Raw genomic sequence first — 19235 nt, forward strand, 5'->3', positions numbered from 1 at the left:
GCCGCCGGAAATGAGAAACAGACTTCTTTGAACCCCACTGGCACATCATGGCTATTTCGCAACACTTTTAGCAGCTGCCGCTTCGGCGAACTGAACTCGCAATTGTTCTTTGCGCTCTTCGCGCTCTTGTGGTTTCATACGGGGACATGTGTAACAATATTGCCCGCCTTCCGTTCGGTAAAACATGCAACAGGCCGTTTTCATCTTAATCGGTGTGTCTGGCTCACCGGGATTACCAGGGTAATCCAGATTCACAACTTTGACAAACAAAGGATTGCGGAGGCGGCCGAATACCTCACCCTTCAACTCTTTTGTAACGAAAAGATGGTCCTCTTCATAACGAGCCTGCCATTCTTCAGAGGTGCTCGCTGCTTTCCATTGTCCAAAAATAATGCGAAGTCGTCCCGGTACAATTTTCCAAAGGTGCATAATGTCCATATCTGCAGCTGCGGCAATCGCTTCCACAAGCGGCCGGATCGTCTCCGCATACCAACGGGATAAGTGCTCTTCACGCCATTCGTTTCGAAGTCCGCACAGCGGACCGCTCAGTTTTCTTATTTCTTGAAGCACAACACGGAATTCAATAAACCCCTTCTCACTTCGATACATTTGCAGCGACCAAAGCTCAGGAGACAGATCAACTAATTCATCATGTGTAACCATATACTGCATCGCTGCATTTAGGCTTCCGAGACGGCTGATTAAGTAGGCTCCAGCAGCTGCGGGTTCGAGTGCTTTCATCAGAGGTGAGTAAAGATACAATAGCTCCTCCATCCCTCTCTTCGTCAATAGAACTGTTCCTTCCATTGTGAAAATCGGGTCAGGGTGGGAATCCATTGTAACTCCGTAATTTTCTGCTATATATACCTGAACTGATATGCTCATGTTCCTCTCTCCTTGTCGTTGCTTAGTTCACCCCATTAGAATTCTCACTTGATTATACCACCATTGATAATGACAATCATTATTAATGGCAAGAAAAATTAATTTCATGACAACGAAAAAAAGCCTGCTCGTTCTCCGACTGAATGAGATCGATTAGACAGGCTTTCTCTATGTATTTCAACGTTGCTAATTCATACCAACGACTATCTCCCGCCAGTGAATTGACCCATCATCCCTTCTTTAGCTTCGTCTAAAGCGGTAAGTTCACTTGTCAAGTACACTTGAATTAACTGTATTGTTTGGGCGACTTTCCTTTCCCATCCAACAATTGAGGGTTACTTCCCTTCGAATTCATATCCGACACACTTTCTACATTAATCTGGAAGTGCCATTCAAGTCCATAATCGAATATATACAGGAATGTTTGACCAATCCTTAAATTTAACTCGCCAAGTTCCGCCTCATCCGCCCCTGGCTCTTCTCCGTCATCAGGTGAATAGAAGGCAAATCTAGACCAACTCTGACCATCCATAAAAAATGCATATAAATGATCATCTTCAAAATCAAATGCACTTTGAATCGCGATATGCAGTTGATGCAAGGTATGATGGGATGAAATCCGAATGGTACGCCAGCACTTAGTGTGCAAGGTGATTCTAAGATCATACGTCCCATCTAAGAATATCCCCGTTAGTCTAGGCAAGGAACTTACCAGCTCTCCGCTTGGAAATAATGGTTTAAGTGTTTCTATAAAAGACTCATCCGAATCTCCACGCCAATCTCCTGAGTCACGTCTTAATTGTAAATTCCAATCGCACAAATCTCTTGTTTCTATTAGAACAGGACCTAGTTGGTAAAGTAATTGAGACGGCGTAATCGTTTTAGCTATATAATAATATTTTGCATGAAATATAACTGAACGTTCCTCGTCTTTGGTCAACTCCCAGAATCCGAAATAGGTAAAATAATGCATAAAATAGTTCCATCTATAAAAGAATGATGCGAGATTCTCATTATCAGAGTTATCATTTACAGCTACTACAGTTCCTAATGGGTATTTCAGTATTTGTTCAATTACAATAGATACACCATAACCAGGGCTATAGCGTTCTCCATACTGCAGATCATCCCAATCTACATCGACCCAAAAGGTTTCTAGTAAGCAAGTATACTGTTCGGTCTCATTCATTTGAAGAAACAAGGCGAGGCGTTCTGTTCCCTCAAGTGTTGCTTTCCCACTCTTCGACTGAATTTTGTTATAAAATCCTGCTGCAATACAAATATGATAATACAAATGCAAGAGAGGATATGCGTCCTGATCGGATGTCTTCGTACGACCCACTTCAGGTACAGACATTCGAGCATTCAGTTCCATTAAGTTATTTCTTGAAAGCCATTGCTTAGACTTCGTTAGTCCAACCTCTTGGGATGTAAGATAATCCGTAAAAGTTAGGAAGTCTTTGATAAGTTGTTCAGGTACTTTTACAAACTTTGCAAGATGTTCCCTATCTATTTCGTGTCTCCTCATATAAACAACTCCATCTGCTTAACGTCCCCTAATCTTTCCAACGAAAACGGCGCATGATCACGGAAATATGCTTGATTAATTTCCTTTTCTTTGGTCATAACCTGTTTGCTGCCATTGGCCGCCTGTCTGAGCCTACAGCTAAAGACAACAGGGAAATAGTCCTTGAGGAATTTGCCTTCCGCATGCGCAGTCAGTGCGATGATCTGGAAGCCAAGCTGTTCCGCGATAAAAAATACGGGACTTAACACATGGTCACTCGATGCTTTACCGAAGGGATTATCTAAGATTACGGTGCGATGCCGCTTCATGTTCGCTTGAATATGTTGGCGTTTCTCAGCGACATAGTTGAGCAGTCCTAAGAATAACGTCATATTCTTGCTCCATTTTTCCCCGCCAGACCAATTGTTCGACTGCTCCCATGAGAATGAGGCTTTGGTAACGTTATTCTCATTGGTGACCTTACGACAGGAGACTTTCATGATTTTTTCTTGCAAAACAATCTGCAGAAGCTGCTTGGTATCCAGCCATTTTTCTAGTTCCTTGCGAACCGTTGATTTCACTTCTTGATCGTTTTCATCGCGGTAATGACCTTTTTGCAGTTCGGTTAAAACCCATTCCAGATGCTTACGCAGATGATCCTTCGCCTCCAGTTCATCCCATTCGGGAATGAGAAATGAGAAGATATGTTTCCACTGATCCTCGACTCTCACTCTCGTTTTATTCGGAATATCTCGAAGTTCAGAGGCGATCAGCTTCAAATGGCTGTGCACATGAATGATATACTGTTCGAGTTGCTGGTTGTGCGTGCGCATCGTCTCTTCCGCGACATGATTGACGCGTTCAATGCGGCTGTGCATTTTATGCTGAAATTGTGTTAGTTCGAGATAGTTGTCTTTGTTCTCAACCCCTTGCTCAGCCATCTCTCTCATCTTGACATCCTTAATTTGTTTCCGGCAAAAATCAATGAAATGAAGTCTCGCCTTTTTCACCGTCGACTCTTCCGCTTCCAGTTCTTTCATTAATCCGGTAAGTGAGGCTACAGATTTCTGTACCCATTTCAGTCTGTCATTCGGAAACTCCGCTTTATGCTCCGGTGTGATTAAGGCTGCCTGAATGAGTGGATTCTCAAACCCATGCAAAATTTTGTATTGATTTAAGTAATCGATCACGTCTCCGATTTTACTTAATTGCGCCTGGATTTGCGTATGCTGCTGTTGCAAGTCCGACTTCATCTGTTGTAGACGTGTATCCTCACTTTGGACGTGTACATCCACTGTGCTCAGCGACTCTGAGAATGCCAGCGGCCGTTCACCCTGATGGGTATCACTATATTGCTCAACAAGTAATTTAATTCTCGCTGTAATCTCATTACATTGTTTGTTAATCCGAACCAATTCTTCCTTATCGCGCATCAGTCGTGCCTCGTGTTCCTTGAGGTCGGACATGAGCTGAGACATCTGATCTTCACCCGTGACAGAGAAAGCGAGTTCCTCGTTCAAGTTCAGGTCCGCTTGTTCTAAGCGAAGCTTGTTCATCTCCCGCTCCAACGATGTTCTGCTAATCTGAGCATGCTTCAATTCCGTTTCCAGCTGCTGGCGTCCTTGGGAGATATGATTGAGCTTGAGATGCAAATCTTTTCGCTCTGTTTTCAGCCAATCTAAGCTATGATTTGCCTCTATGGGCTGTACATCACTTAATTCAAGGTACAGGTCTTGGCTTTGCAGACTCGCTTTCTCCGTCTTCAAAACGTTCATTCTGCCTCTCACCAATTCGCTCTGCAGCTTCGCCTGCTCCATCGAGCGTCGTCTGCCCTCCAGCTTATGCTGCTGATCGTCAGACTGCTGGGCAAGCTGATCGATTGCCCCGTTTAATGTGACAATTTCTTTGCCTAGCTCGGCATACTTCCGCCCTTTTTCGATCCACTGCCCAAGCTGGACCATCTCTTCTTTCTGCTCATCTACAACGGCATTATGCTGTTGAATCATCATCTCTGCCTGACGAATGGCTTTCTTGATGGTATCCTCTTGGCTCTCTAGCTCACGAACGGAGTCGCGAGCAAGTCCTACTTGCCGCTCCAATTCTTGCTTAGTTTCAAGCGGATATGCCAGAAGGAATCGACTAAAAGCAGCTTGAAGCTCAGAAGTACGCTGCAGATCACGTTCTTTTTCTTGGCGTGCTGTGCGAACTTCTTCTCCTTTCATGGAGATCATCTGCTTCCAGATGACGAATTCCGCGTCCTCCGCATTATCACGCCAATGTCGCGGTTCAACCCACGTGCTGTTCTCCGTTGCAGCCGGTGTTTCACTATTGACCAGACGTGCCGCTTCTTGGGAGGAGATCACTTGAATCGGGAACTGCATATCTTCCGCATACTGCCGAAGCTTGCTTGTGACTGCCCCGACTTCGCCTTCGGTCGTAATCAAGGTTACAGACCACAAGGGATGAGTCAACGAACGCTCCGTTAACTTTAAACGCTGCAAATAGTAAATACCTGTCTCCAATAAGGTGAACTGGTTTTTCCACTTCTCCACCAAACCCGCCACATAGTCATCGGCAAAAAATATAGACTGAACGCTATAATCATCGATATATCGGAACGCAAGACGCTCTTTCTGCAAGTAAGCTTCCTTGTCCATCAACAGTTTTGCCGTATCCTCACTAAGCCGTTCTTCAATCGAACTCTGCTTCTCATAAACAGACGTGAGTCTTCCCCATGCAGACCTGTACGAAGCAATTTGTTCCAGCATGGATTGCTGCTCTTTTTCAAATGAAGCAAACTTATGCTCTGCACTAGCACGATCTACAAAGGCGGTCTTGAGACTTTCACTCACATCCCCCAGTTGTCTTTCATTTTCCTCTTTAGCAAATGCTAAATCTTTGTTCTTCTGCACCAGCCCCACATTGCCCTCATCCAACTTCTGATAACGCTGAATCCAGTCAACCATACTGTCTTCCACGCTCTGGGCGGCAGGATTGGCCAAAACATTAGCTCTCAACTCATCTTTATCTCTTTCTCGTGCTTGCACAAGGGATCTATGTTCAATGAGCTGCTTGTTTAATAGCTCTAGTTCACTTGAGAGTTCATTCAGAATCGTTTCCTCTAGATTCAATCTATTCTGATGCGCAGTTACTTCCAGACTGAGTTTCTCTTCTTCAGCATGCCACTCCCGCTCCATCTTGCTATAAATACTGCGAATTTGCCCGCCATTCTGGGTCCACGCGTTGCGCAGTGCATCCTCTTCTTGCGTTTGACCGAATTGGTCAAGTTCGCGCTGCACATAGTTCATGCGCTCCTCGGCAGATGTCCATTGCTGCTTGTAATCGGCTAAACGCAACGAATAGTAGCTCTCCTTCGCACTTCGGACAAGTTGTTCTTTGAACTCCACGTCATCCTCGACCAATTTGAGCTTTGTTTCCAAGACAGATTGCTCCTGTACTTGCTTCGCAATATGCAGTGATTCCTTCTTCCGAGCGAGTCCTTGCAATTGCTCATCGCATGCTGCCATCATCTGATGCCACCGTGAGAGCTTAGCGGTTTCCTCATTCTTCTGCCCACCAACGAGCAGCCAATACGCCTTCGTTTCAGATTGTGCAGTTGCATATGCCATCTGCTTCGTATCCATCGTGGCATAATGAAGCACATACTGGTCTAATTCCACGAGGATTTTTTTGTTTTCTTCGATTTTTTCCTTTAATTCTTTATATTTTTTGAAGCTATCCCTATGCATTTCAAAATTATTCGCGAACTCGCCTTGTTCATAACCAGCCATGGCATCTTCAACTGTCGGGATTAACAAGCGATCAAGCAATTGGCCCGTCGTTTTGCATTCATCAAAAAAGCTCTCGACCCCGCCCTCCGAGCTATTGATCTTCGCAATTCGTTCCCACTCGGACGCGATAATATGGTAATTATTTTCCAATATTTTACGGTATTCTTTCATCGTTGAAGGCATCTTCGCATTCATTCTTTTCGCCGTCATGCCGTGGTAATAATCATGAATTTCGCCTTTATCCGCTGCACGAAGATGCCCGGCACTCCCCTTTACAAAAGGAATCCGATCAATGGCGTCGGGATCAAGCACCGGATAGTCATACACATATCGATACGAATCAATCCCAGTAGCTGTCAAAAACAAACTGATACAGGTCACGACATAGCGTCGTGGCCTTTCACTTAAAATCCACTCAATCGCGATGTGCGCAGGACCATTTTCGAGACTTAACGTATCTTTGATTTTACGTCCAGCTAGCTCCTCATGCGGAAGGATAGCTTGCATAGCTGACTGGATGAAAACCGTCTTGCCTCCCCCATTTTCGAGCAAAATCGCGCCGTTATGCCCATCGAAATGAAACAATTCATCGTTGTAACGCTTATTTCCGTCCTCGTAGACGACATTCGTAAACCGAATTCTAGAGATCGCTGGCATGTTCGCTCCCCTCCCCCTCGAACGTATTACTGTGATATAAAAACTCCAAAATACCGCGGTTATACTCCAACTCCATGAAATACCGCTGCACAACGACTTTGGCCTTTTCAGTTAATGTAATCTCTTGATTACCAATATCAATTACCAGTTCTTGCGCGATGAGAAATTTGCGGACAGAGTCCATAAAGCTGACCCGGCTTATTGTATTCCCGCTTTGCTTTGCGGCCGTTTCTTTGATATCGTCCATAGCGCTCCATTTTTCGATTAGGGCTGTCCAGTTATAGGAGAATTCCTTCTCCATCTCTTTTAATTCCGCTTCCGGATGTGTACGCAATAAGGCAATTCGCTCATTCACAAGCGCAGTCCACTCTTCAATCCCGATAAAACTTCTCGTCGGCTCCATGGTTTGGTAACTGTCATAGAAAGCACCTATCAACACAATAATGCTGACATACATGAGATATAGATCGGCATTTACCGCGTTCGCTCGCAGATAAGTGCGTTTAATTACTTCATTATTCATATGAAAAGGAGATAGCCTTGTCTCCGGAATCATATACAATTGTTCGCCAGCAATGATCGTTACGCAGTCCACTTCTCGGGCAAATTGATCCACAAGTCCGCGTACCACGTCGTCCGCCATGTAGGCTTGAAGCCACTCTTTCCCGACTTCGTTATCGCGAGCGAGCAACGTGTAAATTCGAAAAGCTTTCATTACTGTTCCATTATCAAGTCCGATTGTCATCCTGTTCTCCCCATGAAATCAACATATTCTGTATGCTAAACCTGTCATTCACCTGAATGATGTCCCCTTGTTCAATTACGACCAAACAGCGGCTTCCGAGTAGCGCATACATATCTTCCAGTAACGTCGCCTGCTCCTCATTATGCTGCTGATCCATATCCACCGACTGTAAGGGGCTTCTCTGATGTAGATAAATCCAAAAATCATAAAATGCTCGCTCGCTCAGCAATCTGGTATCTTCATTCATTTCTAACCATGCAATGAAAAGTTTCACTTCAACTTGTCCCTGCTCTTCCATCATCTGCAAAAGGAGCTCCATCAGATGCTTGTACAACTTTTTCTGCATCGTCTGGTACCGGTATTCGTCGCTGTCTCCGCCAATTTCCAGAAACGTATCATCCCGCTCCTGACCGGTGCTGTCTTCCAGCAAGTTTTGCTCGGACCACACTGTCAACAGTGACCACATCTTCGTCTCTTGAATTGGCAAGAACGGGGCAATGACACCTTTCATCGTCTCCAAAGGCAGCGGCGTACTGAAAATAAGCGAAGCAATATCCTGATCCCAATTAAAGGAATCCAGTCCCGTATAATACAAGGATTCTTGCGCTGCGCCTAAGGCATGTGATTTCAGCACCATACTCTGGTGAAAAAGAACAGAATGCTCGCCATGCACCTTTTCGAGTTCATTGGATATTCGTAAAATTAACTCATAAGGTCGTTGATCCACTTGTCTAACGGTCTGAGCATGAACACGATCCTTGGTCTCTTTCACGAATTGTCGTAATTCTTCAAACTCGTCATTTTCCATTTGTAATCGCACATAAATATCTTCTAGCAGACCTTTATATCGTCCGAATGTTTCCTCAGATACAATGTTTCTCTTTAACTCATGCTCAAGTTTGACCATCCGCTCCTGCAGAGCTTCCACATCGATCCGCATTTCATTAATTTGACGCAAGGCACCTTCGAACTCACCCTTCTCCAGCTGTTTGCGCAATACCAATTGATGAATAGACAATTGAAATTCAGTATAAAATTCTTTGGTCGCAAAAATAAGCTCCAACCCATCCTCGTCGAGCGTGTAGTACTGCGTATTCGTTTTTAAGTCGAAGGCATTCGCTTTCAGAATCGATATGTAAATATGTTCCTTCTGGCCAGATTCCCAGTTCATAAATGTAAAATCGCGCTTCTTCCCTGTCGTAGGACGAAACACTTGCGTGATCTGCCTCGCCAGATCCTCGAACCCAGCTTCATCTAAATCAATGAAGACCCCCGTTACTTTCAAAAGAAACTCGGCCAGGTCCTTAACGCCAGCCTTGTTATTTCGCATCAGCTTTTGCTCAAAGAAGTAAAGTAATGTTAAAAGTCCAAGTTCCATAAAATCAATTGGTTTGTTTTGTCGATCTGTTTGCCGTTTTCTCTGCAGCTCATAGAGCGGGTCAAAAAGTGCCAGCTTGGTCATGCGTTCCCGAAACCCGGAAATCACTTGACCAATGTCTAGGTAGTCCATCCTGTGTGCCTCCAAATCTTGCAAAGCTCGTGTGTGTTACTCGTGTTTGAGAAATTATCCACCTTACATCATAACCGATTGTAATCGTTCAAACCATTACTCATTGACAGCTTCCAGAAATAAGAAAAAAAATCCACCTAAACTCCAATGCTTGGCATCAGGAGATTAGGCAGACTTTTGTAGTTGCATGAATCAATCCTTGCACCACAGCAGTATTACACAATTACGAATATATTCTTCAATTCAAATTCGCATTCTGGAAAAGCAAATGAATATAACTTGTCTTCTCTTCCAAAAACCTCTCGCTTTTGAAACGACCCCTCTTCTAAACCATAAACTTCAACAGTTTGATGTGCGGGGTCAACAATCCAATATTCTGAAACTCCGAACTTTTCATATGTTTTAAACTTTTGGTTTCTATCTTTAATCGCAGTAGCTGGAGATAATATTTCAACAATGAGCTTGGGAGCCCCTTTCGCTCCTCTATCATCAATTTGAGATGGATTACATATAACGGATAGATCTGGCTGACAGACAGTATCGGGATTGTCGTATTCTTCTGTTTCACTTAATCTCACATCAAACGGAGAGATAAATACCTCACATATGGAATCCTTGAGCGATGAGTGAAGTTCAAGAAAGATGCTACTTAAGATTCGTTGATGTGTCGTAGAAGGAGCAGGCGTCATATTAAATGGTACTCCACTAATTAACTCCCATCTGCCTTCCCATTCTTGCAGATCTTGAAAATTATAGTGGTGATCCTGTTCAGGCATTTTCATGAAAGTCCCTCACTCTCTACTATATTCCTCTTATTTTATCACATATAGATGAAAAGTCGAAGTTGTAAATCCGGCAACAGACCTTCTCTTCCCATTATTACCGGATGCGAACTATTCAACCTGTAACCATCCCTATCCGTACTGCCAACCTGTCAAAATCATTTCAACAGCCAAACTCATACGCCATTAATTCCTTGCTATCAAAAAAATTTGCACCACATATCCCCCACACTCCTGAATATATTTAATAACAAGCTTTATTTCCCTATGTCTGATTAGCGCTGCCGCTTATCATAAACGCCAAGGAGGTGTCCCCATGACAGAGCCCTTATTTATCGTTTCCAAAGAGGATTGGTCACTCCACCGCAAAGGATACCAAGATCAAACCAGACATCAAGAGAAGGTCAAAGATGCGATTAAACAGAACCTTCCGGATCTCGTCACAGACGAAAGCATTGTCATGTCCAATGGAAAACAAGTCGTGAAGGTACCGATAAAAAGTTTGGACGAATACCGCTTCCGCTATAACTTCAACAAAGGCAAGCATGTCGGCCAAGGCGACGGTGATTCACAGGTAGGCGATGTTCTAGGAACAGACCCGCAGCCTGCGCAAGGGCCAGGCAAAGGCGAAGGCGCGGGCGATCAAGCCGGCGATGATTATTACGAGGCCGAGGTCAGCATGGAGGAACTGCAAGCCATGCTGTTCTCCGAGTTGGAACTTCCGAATCTACAGCAAAAAGATAAGCGGAACATGACGTCGACCGAAGTTATTTTCAACGACATTCGTAAAAAAGGAATCATGTCCAATATCGATAAGAAGCGGACGATTCTCGAAAATATGCGACGTAATTCACGAGGCAGCGCACCGGGTATTCATCATATTTCACCAGATGATTTGCGGTTCAAAACATGGGAAGAGATCGAAAAGCCGCACTCCAATGCGCTTATTATTGCCATGATGGATACCTCTGGTTCCATGGGCTCCTTTGAGAAGTACATAGCCCGCAGCTTCTTTTTTTGGATGACCCGCTTCTTGCGCACGAAGTATGAGAACGTTGAGATTGTGTTCATCGCGCATCATACCGAGGCGAAAGAAGTGACAGAGGAAGAGTTCTTCACCAAAGGGGAGAGCGGAGGCACGATCTGCTCCTCGGCTTACCAAACCGCCATTGATATTATTGATAAAAGGTACCCCCCTTCTCAGTTTAATATTTATCCCTTCCATTTCTCGGATGGCGATAATTTAACTTCCGATAACGAACGCTGTGTGAAGCTGATTACGCAGTTGATGGAGCGCTCGAACATGTTCGGTTACGGGGAAGTGAATCAATACAACCGCAGCTCAACGCTCATGTCGGCCTTCCGTCATATTAACAACCCTAAATTCCTGCATTATGTCATCCGTGAAAAAGGTGAAGTCTATAAAGCGTTAAAAACCTTCTTCACCAAACAGGAAGGAGTGCCTGCAAAGTGAGTAAATCCGAAATCCAGAAGTTGGAATATGCCATTGATGAAATTAACGAGATTGCCAAAGGCTTTGGGCTCGACTTCTTTCCGATGCGATACGAAATTTGTCCAGCAGAAATCATCTACACCTTCGGTGCTTATGGGATGCCAACGCGATATAGTCACTGGAGCTTTGGTAAAAATTTTCATCGCATGAAGACACAGTACGATTTTGGGCTTAGTAAAATTTACGAATTGGTCATCAACTCCGACCCTTGCTATGCCTTCCTTTTGGACGGGAATTCCTTAATTCAAAATAAACTGATCGTCGCTCACGTGTTGGCTCACTGCGACTTCTTCAAAAATAATGCCCGCTTCTCCAAAACGAATCGAAATATGGTGGAAAGCATGTCAGCGACAGCCGAACGCATCCGGCAATATGAAATTGAGCATGGCATCGATGAGGTCGAACAATTCATAGATGCTGTTCTCGCTATCCAAGAGCACATTGACCCTGTGCTAACGCTAACGTATGGTCAGTCTCGTAAACGCCAAGAGAATAATAAAGCGGCTACACCAGCGGTGCGAGGCGAAGCTACCTATGGTTATGAAGATTTATGGGACTTAGATAGTCGTAATAAGCCACATGTCTCCTTGGATAAAGAAGAGACGAAGCGTTTTCCACCGAAGCCGGAGAAGGATATTCTTCTTTTTATAGAGGAACATGCTCCTTACATGGAAGACTGGCAAAGGGATATCCTGACCATGCTGCGTGATGAAATGCTCTACTTCTGGCCGCAACTCGAGACCAAAATCATGAACGAAGGCTGGGCTTCCTACTGGCATCAACACATCCTGCGTGAAATGGATCTGACCGAGGAAGAAACGATTGAATACTCCAAACTGAACTCCTCTGTCGTCGTTCCTTCTCGCCACTCGCTGAATCCTTATTATTTAGGCGTCAAAATATTTGAGGACATCGAGAAGCGCTGGGATGCGCCGACAGATGAAGAAATTCGCAAATTCGGGCGAACGCCTGGTCAAGGCAGGAAGAAGATTTTCGAGGTGCGGGAATACGAGTCTGATACCTCTTTTATCCGCAACTATTTGAATAAACCGCTGGTGGAAGAATTAGACCTGTATGTGTTTGAGAAGAAAGGGCCTGAGTGGAAAATCACAGATAAAACGTGGGAAAATACACGCGATCAGCTGATTTATTCCAGAGTGAATGGCGGCTTCCCTTACATTGTCGTGGAGGATGGGGATTACCAGCGTAACGGCGAGTTGTATTTGAAGCATGCCTTCGAAGGTGTCGAGCTTGATTTGAAATATGTCGAACGGACGCTGCCATACATCTATAAACTGTGGGGCAAGACCATTCATATGCATACGGTAGTAGAGGATAAGCCGGTATTGTTTAGTTTTGATGGGAAGAAGCATCATCGTCGGTTTTTGTGATCGAAAGCCTAACCCGGGAGGGTTGGGCTTTTTTGCCCTAAGCATTGCTAACTCATATACCGATATAACAAATGTTGGATACTCACACTTATAAGGAGGGACTTCATGGACATTTCAGCTGCATCAGTCATTCTTGCTCACAATAATCTTTCCCAAGCTGTAGGGATCAGTGTTATGAAAATGGCCAAGGATCAGTTTACCGATCAAAGCCAGCAAATGATTCAAATGTTAGAACGTTCTGTACAGCCGAATTTAGGCGGAAATCTGGATATACGTGTTTAAAATAGGGTAATAAATAGGCTGCTAGATTAATCCTGCCTATATTCCTATCACAATAAGCCCAACCTCTCCCTTGCAGAGGTTGGGCTTTCTACTTCTAGAAGACTCATAGCTTGCAAACTAGCGCTACTCCCACTTAAATGTGAACGTCGCCACGATGAACGATACGACTAACCAGATGGCTAGCATAAGACCTTCCTGCCAAAGATCGCCGATACCTGCACCCACGTTCATAATTTGTCGGAGAGCTGTACTGAGCTGGGTAATCGGGATCGATTTCACGATCGGCTGCAAGAACTCTGGCATGCTGGATACGGCGAAAAACACGCCGCCTAAGAACATCAGCGGGAATGAGATCAGCCCGGAGATCGGACCGACGCTCTCTGGGGTTTTGGCCACGCCAGCGATGATAAAACCGATGGACATGAACGTCAATGTACCCATGACGATAAACAACAAGAGCAGCCACCACGAGCCGTTCACTTGTGTCCCAAAAATTAAAGCACCTACCAGCAACACGATTAGGGCTTGTGCTGTGTTCATGATAAGGCGTGCGGTAATCTGTGCGGCAATGAAGGTGGACGATGTCAGCGGTGTACTTTGCATCCGTCGCAACACACCACGCTCCCGCCAGGAAGCAATTTGCCCCGAGACGCCGTTCAAGTTGTTGGTCATAATCATCATCGCCAAAATGCCCGGCACCAAGAAATCGATATAACGGAGCTGCAATGCCTGCACGCCAACAGGTTCAATTTTTACGACCGGAATGTAGTTAGATATTTGCTTGGAAACCGTATCTGCCACCTGACTGATCGTTTGAAGACCAATCTGCGCACTCTGTTGGTTCGTCTGATCATAATAGACTTGCAAGAAGCTTGCCTTGGAGCTATCTGCTCCTTTTTTAGCTACAGCCTCACCGTAATTTTTCTGAATAATCACAACGAGCTTCTGATCACCGTGCTTCAGCTGCTCTAATGACTTATCCATGTCATCCGACGACTTCAGCTTCAGAATGCTATTCGTCTGAAGTGCCTCAACCATGATCCTAGATTCCGCACTCTGATCCTGGTCAATAACGACGCCATCAACGATGATTTCATTCCCTTTGCCCAGAAAGGAGCCAAGCATAATCATAAAGAATAACGGCATAAATAAGGTGAATATGAGCACTTGTCGGTTGCGTACAAAAAAACGAAGCTGACTTAACGTTAATTGGATATAAGCATTCATTCCTCTTTCAAACTCCTTCCGGTCATGGAAATAAACACATCTTCCAACGTAGCTGTACGCGTCTGCAAGTTTGTCAATTGCCAGCGACCGCCAGCGCTTTTTTCGATTAGATCTATCAATGATTCCTGCAGCTTATCTGTGTAGAGGACGAACACGTCCTTCCGAACATCAATTCCCTTAACTTCACGAACCGTGTGCAGCTCCTGAAGAACCGAAGCCTTATCGGTCTCCGCCAAGTCTTGAAGGCTGAACTCGATCGCGCTGTCCGACTGCAAGCTGCTCACTAAATTACGCGGTGTATCCAGCGCAACCACTTTCCCTTGATCCATTAAACAAATACGATCGCAAAGCACGTGCGCTTCTTCCATATAATGCGTGGAGAGCACAATCGTCTTACCTCGCTCCTTCAGCTTAAGAATAATCTCCCATAGCGTTCGTCTTGCTGTCGGGTCCAACCCGGTTGTCGGTTCGTCTAAGAAAATAACCTTAGGATCATTCAGAAGGGCAAGCCCAATGGCAAGTCTCTGCTTCTGCCCACCAGATAAATGCTTGACACGACCATTCTTTTTATCCGTCAACGTCATATCTTCTAACAGCGGCTTAATCGGAACCGAGCTCGGGTAGAAGCTGGCATACATGCGCATAATTTCCTCAACCGTCAACAACTCGAATAGGGAAGTGGATTGCAATTGAACACCTATGACTTCCTTCACCTTGTTCAAATCCTTCTGCGTATCAAAACCCGCTACAATCGCACGACCGCCGTCAGGCTTCCGCAGCCCTTCAATCATCTCCATCGTCGTCGTTTTTCCAGCACCATTAGGACCGAGCAAGCCAAATACCTCGCCTTGAAAAACTTGAAAATTAACCCCTCGCACAGCTTGGAAGGTTCCATAGTTTTTAATTAAACCATCCGCTTCAATAACAATCTGTGAAGACTCCATAACGCTAGCCCCCTCCGCTTCCAAATTTTGCTTAACTTAACCTATCATATACCAAATGCATGCGCAGTTGCACTTTCTCATTTATAGTTCAACGCTTGGACACCTACATGAAATATCTACTGACAGAACTAGTGGAATTCCGACACCGTCAATCGACGAACTTATTGAGAAAGGTGTGATAATCTTAATTTCTACTTAATAAGATAACCTATATCTGAATACGAACCAGAAGGAGATGTGTTGTAGTGAGAATGAACATTTTATTTAATAAGAAGCCGATTTCTGTTAATTTTGTCGGCACCGACCACAAGTTAATTCCTTCTTTGATCAACGCACTTCGCCATAACAAATTCACCACCATGAATTTAGTTAACTCGTTAGAGCGAGTAGATTTATTTAGCTCTGAAGCGATTTTATATGCTAAAGATGGAAATAAGGCTCGTATTCCAATTTTCTAATCTTTGGCATACATAGATGGTTTAAGGTCAACACCCCCGAATGGTAGATTCCTTCGGAGGTGTTTTTTTTCGTAGACTAATAGCCTAACTAGGCATATCCTCTCTCCATTTTTCATAGACTAATAGAAACAACACCATTACAGCTGGGATGGAGAACGCTATGTACCTTATCCGCCTTTTCAAAGCACATGCTGCTCAGCTACTAATCTATCTACTTATCGTCATTATCAGTTTCGTATGGACCTTAATCTGGGGGCTTCACTTTCAGAGCACTACCCAACCGCTTCCTCCAAAGACAACTGCCGCGTATAGCATCAAACCTGCAACGAATGGTGTGAGCCTTCACGTCATTCAAACCTCCCCAGAGAACATTGGGCTCAAAGCTATCCAAGCCAATGTGACCGAACGAGCTGACAATGGGATTAATGGCGGGTTCTTCTGGCAAGGGTACTTGCTCAGCATCGCTGTAACCAATGATCTCCCAGTGAAAGGCCAACCTGGCGATTATGGCTCAGGCTGGTACAATACGGATCGCAAACGAGGGACGTTGGTGTGGGATGAGAAGGCGCAAACTTTTACCGTCCAAGTCGTCGAAAATGCAAGTGAACTCAAGGTCATGGATCGCACCCGATATTGGGCGCAGGGAGGTGTCAGCATGGGGCTTACGAATCCATTGGGCTGGGCAGATCAGGCGATCTCGGAAGAAATGCCTGTCATCAACGAAAAGCGCATGCGATCCGGCATCGTGTATGATCGAATGAACAACGTGTATCTCGTCGTCGCGCCTACCCCTTGTACAGGCGAAGAGTTCCGAACAGCGGTGCAAGAACAAGTAGGCGAGAAGCAATTGGTGGACGGGCTTTTCCTTGACGGAGATGGTTCTTCACAACTGAAGGTTGCGAATTACTTATTGCCAGGTGATCACCGCGAGGTATATCAAATGATTGCTTTATTGCAGTAAGGGGAGGGGGGCGGCTGAATTTGAGACGTCGAAAAGTGCGCGCTCAGACTCCTAATCCCCCCACCAGATACGAAAAAAAAGAGGAAACCCCGCACAAACGGGCGTTTCCTCTTGCTAATTAATAACATACTAGAACGTTACATGATCCGGATCCGGACCAATACGCTTGTTGATATTCAACGCATCAATCAGAGCTATATCTTCTGCGCTCAGCTCAAAATCGAAAATGTCCGCATTCTCCCGAATCCGATGCTCTGTGACCGACTTCGGAATCGTCACAACACCGTGCTGAATGTCCCAGCGCAGCACGATTTGTGCGGCTGATTTGCCGTATTTAGCAGCAAGCTGCGCCAATTCAGGCTGATTCAGCTTCCCCTGCATAAGCGGGCTCCACGCTTCTAGTTGAATACCCCGATCACGTGTGAACGTGAGCAGCTCCTTTTGCGATAGCTCCGGATGATACTCCACTTGATTCACCGCAGGAACAACCCCCGTATCCTCTATCACATGTTCCAAATGAGAGATTTGGAAGTTGCTCACGCCAATCGCGCGAACATGCCCCTCCTTGTAGAGGTGGACGAGCGCTTTCCAAGTCTCACGGTACGTGGCGGACACGGCCCAGTGGACCAAGTAAAGATCAATCGTCTCCAAACCGAGTCGCTTGCGGCTTGCTTCAAATGCTTGCAGCGTAGACTCGTAGCCTTGATCTGCATTCCACACTTTCGTCGTGATGAAAATATCCTCACGCGGCACACCACTTTGGCGCAATCCCTGTCCAACGCCTTCTTCGTTGCGATAGACAGCAGCTGTATCAATGCTTCGATAGCCTAATTGTAGGGCAGTTTGAACCGCTCCAATGACCTCTTGACCTTCTTTGCTTTTATAAACACCGAGCCCCAGCCAAGGCATATGTACACCATTATTGAGCGTAACTCCAGCTGTGAATGCTTGATTCGATTGTGTTGACAATGCTAACAACCTCCATCGGAATAAGATTAGTATGAGCGCATCTTTACCGTGTAGCTCCCATTAATCATACCATCGAAGTCGGATATAGCACAATTTGTGCGAAAATGAGACGGACACCAGCAGTTCATTAACGATCTGCTTAGTTTTGATGAGCGTGGATTAGATCCATTTTCAACTGCCATAACGCAGTACTCAAATTGACACGATAACCTTCAGGATTTAGCATCCGTAGATATTGCGGCCAAACGGTCTGCATTTGCTCAGCATGATAATCGCGAATCCTTTCCAAGGTAGGAAGCTCATAGACTAGCTTGCCACCCTCGAAAATCGGTTTCAACAACGGAATCGCCTCATAATCCTCAATAAATTTGAACAGATACGGATGGATGGGGTCGAACAACTTGATTCGCTGTCCTTCCCGAATATCCACCTCATCTTGTAAAGCCAAATAATCAGCCTCTGCTTTGCCCGTCGCCTTATTCATAATCCGGTAGGCTTCCTTGAAGCCTGGATTCGTCACTTTCTCCGGGTTGCCCGATATCTTAATGACCGGCACCAGCGTGCCGTCCTTCTCACGGGCAACGAGCTTATACACCCCGCCCAGCGCGGGCTGGTCTGCCGCTGTAATCAGCTGGGTCCCGATGCCCCAGCTGTCGATCTTAGCCCCCTGGGCTTTCAGCCCGGCGATGATGTGCTCATCCAAGTCATTGGATGCCACAATCTTCACCTCCGGAAAGCCCGCCTCATCCAGCATGCGCCGCGCCTGCTGGGATAAGTACGCCAAATCGCCGCTGTCGAGGCGAATGGCGTTCAAGCGCTTGCCGCGGCTCGCGAGCAGCCGCGCCGTAGCAATAGCGTTCGGCACGCCGCTGCGCAGCGTGTCGTAGGTGTCCACGAGCAGCGTCACCTGCTCGGGCAGGGCCTCAGCATACGCACGGAAGGCTTCCGCCTCCGTGTCGTGGGCCTGCACCCATGCGTGCGCGTGGGTGCCTTTCGTCGGGATGCCGAACAGCATCCCGGCTCGCAAGTTGGATGTCGCGTGGAACCCCGCGATATAAGCGGCTCTTGCGCCCCAAATGGCGGCGTCAGCCTCTTGGGCGCGGCGTGTGCCGAACTCCATCAGCACATCGTGTGGAGCAACGCCTTTCATACGCGAGGCTTTTGTCGCAATGAGCGTCTGGAAATTTACGAAGTTGAGAATCGCCGTCTCCACGAGCTGTGCTTCAAAAATACGGCCAACCACACGTACAAGCGGCACATTCGGAAAAACAAGTGTTCCCTCGGGTACGGCTTGAATATCCCCATTGAAGGTAAAAGCACGAAGTTCATCCAGGAACTCTTCCTTATAGTTCTCCTCTTGCTCACGCAAATAAGCGATTTCTTCCTCACCGAAATGCAGGTTTTGCACGTAATGAATGACTCGTTCCAGCCCAGCGGAGACGGCATATCCTCCGTCAAATGGCAGCTTGCGGAAATACACCTCAAACACAGCCCTCTCTGTATGTGTCCCTTTTAACCAGTGGGCATACATCATATTAATCTGATATTTATCCGTGTGTAATGTTAAGTTAGTCACCGCATCCATGGCGTGCCATTTCATTGTATTCATCCTT

General features: G+C 45.7%; 15 protein-coding genes. 5 read left to right on the top strand and 10 right to left on the bottom strand.

The genetic code is table 11. From position 1 onward, the window contains the following. Positions 1 to 51 precede the first annotated feature (51 nt). The 6 genes from J2736_RS20865 to J2736_RS20890 form a co-directional block, all read right to left on the bottom strand. Positions 52 to 885, bottom strand: coding sequence for a (2Fe-2S)-binding protein (locus J2736_RS20865; protein ID WP_310500509.1), 834 nt, complete (start codon positions 883 to 885; stop codon positions 52 to 54). A gap of 286 nt (positions 886 to 1171) precedes the next feature. After that, positions 1172 to 2413 carry a plasmid pRiA4b ORF-3 family protein gene (locus tag J2736_RS20870; RefSeq protein ID WP_310500510.1) on the bottom strand — a complete coding sequence of 414 codons (1242 nt, stop codon included), beginning with the start codon at positions 2411 to 2413 and terminating at the stop codon, positions 1172 to 1174. Next, complete coding sequence (locus J2736_RS20875; protein WP_310500511.1) at positions 2410 to 6840, bottom strand: coiled-coil domain-containing protein; 4431 nt, start codon at positions 6838 to 6840, stop codon at positions 2410 to 2412. The genes J2736_RS20870 and J2736_RS20875 overlap by 4 nt, the downstream gene beginning before the upstream one ends. Further along, positions 6824 to 7585 carry a DUF6063 family protein gene (locus tag J2736_RS20880; protein WP_310500512.1) on the bottom strand — a complete coding sequence of 254 codons (762 nt, stop codon included), beginning with the start codon at positions 7583 to 7585 and terminating at the stop codon, positions 6824 to 6826. Before J2736_RS20880 ends, J2736_RS20875 begins: the two co-directional genes overlap by 17 nt. Continuing rightward, entirely contained in the window at positions 7569 to 9095 is a 1527-nt protein-coding gene (locus J2736_RS20885; RefSeq protein ID WP_310500513.1) for a replicative DNA helicase, read from the bottom strand. Before J2736_RS20885 ends, J2736_RS20880 begins: the two co-directional genes overlap by 17 nt. 215 nt (positions 9096 to 9310) lie before the next feature. After that, a complete protein-coding gene (locus J2736_RS20890; RefSeq protein WP_310500514.1) occupies positions 9311 to 9877 on the bottom strand; it encodes a Uma2 family endonuclease in 567 nt (188 codons plus the stop codon). A gap of 316 nt (positions 9878 to 10193) precedes the next feature. On the opposite strand from J2736_RS20890, the gene yhbH reads away from it, so the two are divergent. From yhbH to J2736_RS20905, 3 genes are all read left to right on the top strand, one after another. Then, the gene (gene yhbH, locus J2736_RS20895) at positions 10194 to 11351 is read left to right on the top strand and encodes a sporulation protein YhbH (RefSeq protein ID WP_310500515.1); all 1158 of its coding nucleotides are present in this window, start codon (positions 10194 to 10196) and stop codon (positions 11349 to 11351) included. Further along, positions 11348 to 12781, top strand: coding sequence for a SpoVR family protein (locus tag J2736_RS20900; RefSeq protein WP_310500516.1), 1434 nt, complete (start codon positions 11348 to 11350; stop codon positions 12779 to 12781). Before yhbH ends, J2736_RS20900 begins: the two co-directional genes overlap by 4 nt. A gap of 105 nt (positions 12782 to 12886) precedes the next feature. Next, the gene (locus J2736_RS20905; protein ID WP_310500517.1) at positions 12887 to 13063 is read left to right on the top strand and encodes a YjfB family protein; all 177 of its coding nucleotides are present in this window, start codon (positions 12887 to 12889) and stop codon (positions 13061 to 13063) included. Positions 13064 to 13186: 123 nt separating this feature from the next. On the opposite strand, the gene J2736_RS20910 is transcribed toward J2736_RS20905, so the two are convergent. Together J2736_RS20910 and J2736_RS20915 are read right to left on the bottom strand one after the other, a co-directional pair. Further along, the gene (locus J2736_RS20910; protein ID WP_310500518.1) at positions 13187 to 14290 is read right to left on the bottom strand and encodes an ABC transporter permease; all 1104 of its coding nucleotides are present in this window, start codon (positions 14288 to 14290) and stop codon (positions 13187 to 13189) included. Then, complete coding sequence (locus tag J2736_RS20915) at positions 14287 to 15234, bottom strand: ABC transporter ATP-binding protein (protein ID WP_310500519.1); 948 nt, start codon at positions 15232 to 15234, stop codon at positions 14287 to 14289. The genes J2736_RS20910 and J2736_RS20915 overlap by 4 nt, the downstream gene beginning before the upstream one ends. 245 nt (positions 15235 to 15479) lie before the next feature. Here J2736_RS20915 and J2736_RS20920 point away from each other — a divergent pair, with 245 nt between their 5' ends. Together J2736_RS20920 and J2736_RS20925 are read left to right on the top strand one after the other, a co-directional pair. Next, the gene (locus tag J2736_RS20920) at positions 15480 to 15692 is read left to right on the top strand and encodes a hypothetical protein (RefSeq protein WP_173111184.1); all 213 of its coding nucleotides are present in this window, start codon (positions 15480 to 15482) and stop codon (positions 15690 to 15692) included. 160 nt (positions 15693 to 15852) lie between these two features. Continuing rightward, a complete protein-coding gene (locus J2736_RS20925; RefSeq protein WP_310500520.1) occupies positions 15853 to 16653 on the top strand; it encodes a hypothetical protein in 801 nt (266 codons plus the stop codon). Positions 16654 to 16782: 129 nt separating this feature from the next. Here J2736_RS20925 and J2736_RS20930 read toward each other — a convergent pair whose 3' ends face one another. Further along, entirely contained in the window at positions 16783 to 17562 is a 780-nt protein-coding gene (locus J2736_RS20930) for an aldo/keto reductase (RefSeq protein WP_310500592.1), read from the bottom strand. 199 nt (positions 17563 to 17761) lie between these two features. Beyond that, positions 17762 to 19231, bottom strand: a complete 1470-nt coding sequence (locus J2736_RS20935; RefSeq protein ID WP_397341212.1) for a nicotinate phosphoribosyltransferase — start codon at positions 19229 to 19231, stop codon at positions 17762 to 17764. Positions 19232 to 19235 lie beyond the last annotated feature (4 nt).

This window comes from Paenibacillus qinlingensis, from assembly GCF_031455095.1.
Classification (GTDB): Bacteria; Bacillota; Bacilli; order Paenibacillales; family NBRC-103111; genus Paenibacillus_E; species Paenibacillus_E qinlingensis_A.

Excerpts from the sequence above, each read along its gene's own strand:
- J2736_RS20915 (WP_310500519.1), bottom strand. The coding sequence starts at position 15,234 with ATGGAGTCTTCACAGATTGTTATTGAAGCGGATGGTTTAATTAAAAAC.
- yhbH (WP_310500515.1), top strand. The coding sequence starts at position 10,194 with ATGACAGAGCCCTTATTTATCGTTTCCAAAGAGGATTGGTCACTCCAC.
- J2736_RS20925 (WP_310500520.1), top strand. The coding sequence starts at position 15,853 with ATGTACCTTATCCGCCTTTTCAAAGCACATGCTGCTCAGCTACTAATC.
- J2736_RS20885 (WP_310500513.1), bottom strand. The coding sequence starts at position 9,095 with ATGGACTACCTAGACATTGGTCAAGTGATTTCCGGGTTTCGGGAACGC.
- J2736_RS20880 (WP_310500512.1), bottom strand. The coding sequence starts at position 7,585 with ATGACAATCGGACTTGATAATGGAACAGTAATGAAAGCTTTTCGAATT.
- J2736_RS20910 (WP_310500518.1), bottom strand. The coding sequence starts at position 14,290 with ATGAATGCTTATATCCAATTAACGTTAAGTCAGCTTCGTTTTTTTGTA.
- J2736_RS20875 (WP_310500511.1), bottom strand. The coding sequence starts at position 6,840 with ATGCCAGCGATCTCTAGAATTCGGTTTACGAATGTCGTCTACGAGGAC.
- J2736_RS20935 (WP_397341212.1), bottom strand. The coding sequence starts at position 19,231 with ATGAATACAATGAAATGGCACGCCATGGATGCGGTGACTAACTTAACA.
- J2736_RS20905 (WP_310500517.1), top strand. The coding sequence starts at position 12,887 with ATGGACATTTCAGCTGCATCAGTCATTCTTGCTCACAATAATCTTTCC.
- J2736_RS20865 (WP_310500509.1), bottom strand. The coding sequence starts at position 885 with ATGAGCATATCAGTTCAGGTATATATAGCAGAAAATTACGGAGTTACA.
- J2736_RS20930 (WP_310500592.1), bottom strand. The coding sequence starts at position 17,562 with ATGCCTTGGCTGGGGCTCGGTGTTTATAAAAGCAAAGAAGGTCAAGAG.
- J2736_RS20870 (WP_310500510.1), bottom strand. The coding sequence starts at position 2,413 with ATGAGGAGACACGAAATAGATAGGGAACATCTTGCAAAGTTTGTAAAA.
- J2736_RS20890 (WP_310500514.1), bottom strand. The coding sequence starts at position 9,877 with ATGAAAATGCCTGAACAGGATCACCACTATAATTTTCAAGATCTGCAA.